At 46.4% G+C, this 5,272-nt stretch carries 4 protein-coding genes; all 4 read right to left on the bottom strand.

The features are described from left to right. On the bottom strand, window positions 1–825 hold an 825-nt coding region (locus tag ACJ751_RS11995), incomplete at its 3' end, for a glycoside hydrolase N-terminal domain-containing protein (protein WP_407745733.1). A gap of 12 nt (window positions 826–837) precedes the next feature. Continuing rightward, window positions 838–2,769 (bottom strand): glycoside hydrolase family 97 catalytic domain-containing protein, encoded by a 1,932-nt coding sequence (locus tag ACJ751_RS11990; RefSeq protein WP_407745732.1) that lies wholly within the window; start codon window positions 2,767–2,769, stop codon window positions 838–840. Between the two features lie 26 nt (window positions 2,770–2,795). Beyond that, window positions 2,796–4,760 carry a TIM-barrel domain-containing protein gene (locus ACJ751_RS11985; RefSeq protein ID WP_407745731.1) on the bottom strand — a complete coding sequence of 655 codons (1,965 nt, stop codon included), beginning with the start codon at window positions 4,758–4,760 and terminating at the stop codon, window positions 2,796–2,798. Then, entirely contained in the window at window positions 4,703–5,194 is a 492-nt protein-coding gene (locus ACJ751_RS11980) for a hypothetical protein (RefSeq protein ID WP_407745730.1), read from the bottom strand. The genes ACJ751_RS11985 and ACJ751_RS11980 overlap by 58 nt, the downstream gene beginning before the upstream one ends. Window positions 5,195–5,272: the final 78 nt, after the last annotated feature.

Here is a 5,272-nt window from a genome sequence, read left to right as displayed (position 1 = left end):
GGCGGAGACGATCAATACCAGTTCTGTTGCATGCTGCACGCGCAGGCCCGAAGTATCTGCCCTGATGGTTCCTGTTTTGGTAATGGCTTTTACCCGGCATTGAAAGCGCATACCGTTGCAACCGGCCGTATCTTCATATATAACAGGCTGCCGGTCTTTAGGATTATAATAGCTCGGATCAACATGTGCGGGCGCCTTACCACTCATGATCACTTCACTGTTCGCTTTTGCTGATACGGTATAATGCAAAGGGGTTTTTAATGCCACGGAAAGATCGAGAGCGCCGGGAACACTGGCGCGAATGCGGATGACCATCACGTTGGCAGGCGCCGTGCAGAAAACTTCGCGCGTATATTGCACGCCACCAACTGTGAAACGGGTAGTGGCAATAGCGGTTTGAATATTCAACTCGCGGTGATAGGCAGCCGGCGTGCGCCCATTGAACGATTGCTTTAGCAGCAGGTCGCCCAGCGGCAGATACGATTCGGTAAAATAGCCCTGCATCTTTTTGGCCAGTTCATTTGCCTTTGAATAATCCTGTTCCTTCAGCAACGCTTCGCGGATGGGGGCAAGATATTGAAAGGCATCGGGATTGATCTGTTGTTTTACCGGGCCGCCGCTGTAAAGCGTGCTTTCATTCAATTGGATAAGCTCCTCCTCTACCCGACCGAAAACCATTCCACCTATATGACCGTTCCCCACCGGCAGGGCCTCCACCCACTCTGTCGCGGGTTTATCATACCATAAACGGAGACCGGTCTGCGCACCTAATTGTTTGGAGACAGTAAGCAGGGACAGTATGAACGATACAGCAACAATACGCATAGCAATCATTTTTTAATACATCGGAATCAACGACGCGGCAAACCCACCCCTGCGAAGCAACTTCACCTCAACGGAAGCAGATCTGTCTACCACCATGTATTGGGTGGCAAACTCTTTATCGTGCTTTCCATCGGCTATCAAAGTAAGTTTATATTTTACGCCTTCCCGCAAAAAATCAAATATTATTGTTTTGGTCTTTTCTCTTTGTTCTGCATTGATGCCGCCCAGATACCAATCATTTCCTTTGCGGCGGGCCATGATCACCTCCTTACCGGGATAACCATCCAGCAACCTGGTATCATCCCACGCATTGGGCACCTGCTTCAAAAATGTTTTGGGGGCATCGGGCAGCTCATAATAGCCTTCGGGCCGGTCGGCCATGTGTTGCATGCCCGATTCAAAGAGCACACTCAACGCCAATTCATGGGCATAAGAGGTAACATGCGGATATTGCGAATTGGTAAATGTAACAGGTGTGTAGTCCATGGGACCCACTACGTTGCGGGTAAATGGAAGCGTGGCATTATGTTCAGGTGCAGGCATTGTAAAATCAGGGGTGTTGTTGTACCACTCGGCACCCCGCACGGCTTCGTGCGTCATCAGGTTGGGCCAGGTCCGCTCCCACCCTCTCGGCACAATACAACCATGAAAGTAAACCATCATTTGAAAGGCAGCAGCATCTTCTAAAATGTCTAAATAGTATTTTATCATCTCCTGCTTCTCGCTTTCAAAGAAGTCAACCTTCACGCCCGCGATTCCCAGTTTTTTCAGCTTTGTAAATTCTTCCACACGGTTTTCATGGGTAAGCATCCGGTCACGGGGTGTGGCGGAAACATACGTATGCGGTCCGCCTGAATTGTACCAGATCAATGGTTTTATGCCTTTTGACGCGATATACTTTACTGCATCTTCCAGCTTACCCCCATTGCCCATAGCATCCCACTCCCAATCGAGTAGCGTATACCGCCAGTTCATGAAGGCCGCGAGGTCGGCAAATTCACAAACCGTTTTATAATCTTTAGTGCCATGATTGCTGGACCAATAATTCCAGGAGGCTATTCCGGGTTTGATCCAGCTGGTATCTTTTATCACTGATGGAGGCGCCACATCATTCACTAACGTCGATGACACTATATCGGCCAACGTTCCCATGATGATCACCCGCCAGGGCGATTTCCAGGGAAGCGTTATAGAAGGCATGGACTCGCCCAATCCTCTTCCATCTTTTGGATTGGGAAAGGTGAGTTTGTAGACAGAAGAATCAGCCGCATTGCTCAATTTGGCACCACAGTAATTTCTGTTCACATCCGACTCATGCAACAAGAACCAACATTCTTTATCAGCGGTGTTGAAAAGCGCCGGATAACCCCATTCGCCCGACAGTATTTTGCCCTTATCCATGGCTGTATACAGGCCCTCATTGGCAGGGTTCCATTTTTCCATCCACCGCGTAGTTTCCGATGGAATTGAATAGGCAGTGAGTTCATCCTTTATAACAAAGCTTCCCTGTTTTTCCGGAAACTCATAGCGAAAAGCTATGCCGTCATTGTAAGCCCTGACAATGAGATTGAGTTTTGCTTTCGTTTGATTTTCAAAAACCACCACTACCTCATTCGCCGCGTTTTTGCAAACAGCTCTTTTACCGTGGAGCGCTGTGTATTCTTCGGTAATCAAATTCGGTTTACCTGCTTTCACCAATCGCAGCTCTTTTGAAAAATCCTGGTCGCTCCGCAGCAAGCCTATATCGATCCGGGGTATTGCTTCCGTGATTTTTCCATTGTTATTGTAAGACGCTTTAAGGTACCACTCGCCAAGATCATTGTTTTGTTTGTTGAAAAGTGCTACAACAATCTTTTGGTCCGGAGATTGAAAGACTGCTTTTTGCCCAAATATCAGGCCGCTGAAAGCTGAAAACAGCATTACAAGAACTAACTGACGCTTCATACTACTATTTGCCTTTTATTTGCTTCTTAAAATTTTACGACCACTTTTTTCCCTGTATAGGTGACTACCTTGTCTCCCTGGCTCGTCACCATCACAACTTTGAATTTTCTTTCCCTCAGCATTCCGGGAAACGAACCATTTCTATCGCTGATGGTCAACACCTTTTTGGAATCGTCCCAGGTGAAAGTCACCGTTGAATAAACGCCCCGCTCATAATTGTAATTATCATGCTCGTCTTCGTACAAAACAAATTTTCCGTTTGCGCCCGGATACACCCTTATTTCAAGGCTGTCCCACTTTTTTTCTTCTGCATATTGAACAGCAGGTCCAACGGGAATGACAGCACCTGCTTTTACATAAAGAGGAATGAGATCGAGTGGCGTTTGCCTGCTTACTTTTTTACCGCCGGAAAATTTTTCAGCGGTCCAGAAATCGTACCAGTCGGTTCCTGCCGGCAAATACGTTTCTTTTGTTTTGACTGTGCTAAAGTCTTCTACCTGGATCGTTTCTTTTTCGCTGACAACCGGCTTCACATACATCGCGTTGGTAACAGGACTTACCAGCAGGGATCTCCCAAACATAAATTCATCGTTAAGATCCAATGCATTTTTGTCTTTTGGAAAATCCATCACCAGGCCGCGCATCATGCTCGATTGGTTGGCTGTAACATCCCATGCGGTGGAATAGATATAAGGCAATAAATGATAGCGCAGGTTGATGTATTTCTCAATGGCATCGTAATAGGTAGTTCCTTTTTGCCCGAACTGATAAATTTCTCTTGGAGCATCTGCGCCATGCGAACGCATCATGGGCGTAAAAGTTCCGAACTGCAACCAGCGAACATATAGTTCACGGTACTCGGGGTCCTCCAACTTTCTTTTAAACCGTGACAAAAAGAATCCGCCGATATCAGCATTCCAATAAGGTATGCCGGTCAGTGAAAAATTCAGTCCTGCGGAGATCTGGTTCCTCAATGCATTCCAGGATGAAGTTACATCACCCGACCAGGTATTGGCTCCATACCGTTGCTGACCGGCAAATGCTGAACGGGTAAGGATAAACACTCTCTTCCCGGAATCAACCGCACGCTGATGCGTTGATACACCGCCCACCGTCATCAAAGGAAATGCATTGCGCACTTTCCTGAATGATCCCAGATAAGTCTTATTATCAAAATCCGACGGTTTGGCATCCAGATGATCCGGTTCTGAGGAATCCATCCACCAGCCATCCAACCGGAGTTTATACATTTGTTCCAGATATTTCCAGTAAATATCACGGGCTGCAGGATTGTAGGGATCATATACCCGAACACCCGAAGGATAATCACGTTTGGGAGGCCATAAGTCAGACCCTGATTGCGGCCATGTTGTAAAATTCATCAGCGCGCCTATCTTATCCAACTCTTTGTATTGCTTTGTTTGAGGACCAAACGAATTCCAGATGGAGATGATCATGTGCGCATTCATCTGGTGAACATCGCTCACCATCTTTTCCGGTTTGGGAAATTCAGCATTTAAAAATTCCATTGCATTCCACAAATAGTTGCTTCCCCAATATTGCCAGTCCTGGATGATACCATCGAGCGGCACACCTATTTTGCGGTATTGCTTTACTACATCCACTAATTCATCCTGGCTTTTATACCTTTCTTTACTTTGCCAATAGCCATAAGTCCACAGTGGGAACATGGGCGCCTGCCCCGTCAGGTCACGCATGTGGGCAATTACCCCATCTGCATTGCCGCCGTACATGAAATAATAATCCACCCCGTCTCCGACATCCGATCTAAAGGAGGTGCCTTCGGGGTTATCAGTAAACACCGTGGGGGAATAATTGTCCCAAAAAACACCGTAGCCTTTTACCGATTGAAAGAAAGGAATGTAGTCGTCCAGGTTTCCCTGCACCATGTTCAGCGTACCATTACGCTGGCTCATTTTGCCTTGCTGCTGCTGACCAAGGCCATAAATAGGTTCATCGCTGTCCAACACAAACGATTGTTGAACGGTAAATGTATTATTGCCTGCATCATTGAAAGGGGTGAATTGTACGCCGCCTTGTTTTTCCTTCGCAAATATTCACCATTTACTGTTGAATACACTATGGCGCCGGTATTCAGGTTCAGAGCCACATCGAGCGCCGGGGTTTTCAAGTGTACCCAATCAGCCTGCTGCTTAACCTTGAATGCTGTTTTTTGCGGTGTCTTAATAACGGAAAGACTTTCTTTAGTAAAAGGGCGCTCCTCAGGCGATTTCAGCACTCTTACAGTGGTAGGGCTATAATATTGGATCTCGATGGCGGTGGAATTGATTATTGCTTTAATTCCAAGATCGGTTCTTTGAAAGGATTGCGCATTACTACTATTACTAATGGACAAAGCAGTTAACAGCAACAAAAATGTGCTCCATTTGATCATGACAAACATCGTAGTTAAATTATTCAAAAGGTCAAACCTAATTCAAAAGCAGGCCGCTCTATTGTACAAAAGAGACTTTTTTTTGGC

Source organism: Niastella sp. (assembly GCF_045805085.1).
In the GTDB taxonomy this organism is placed as follows: Bacteria; Bacteroidota; Bacteroidia; order Chitinophagales; family Chitinophagaceae; genus Niastella.
The sequence above is the reverse complement of the archived record's forward strand: the minus strand, read 5'-3'. Positions and strand labels throughout refer to the sequence as shown.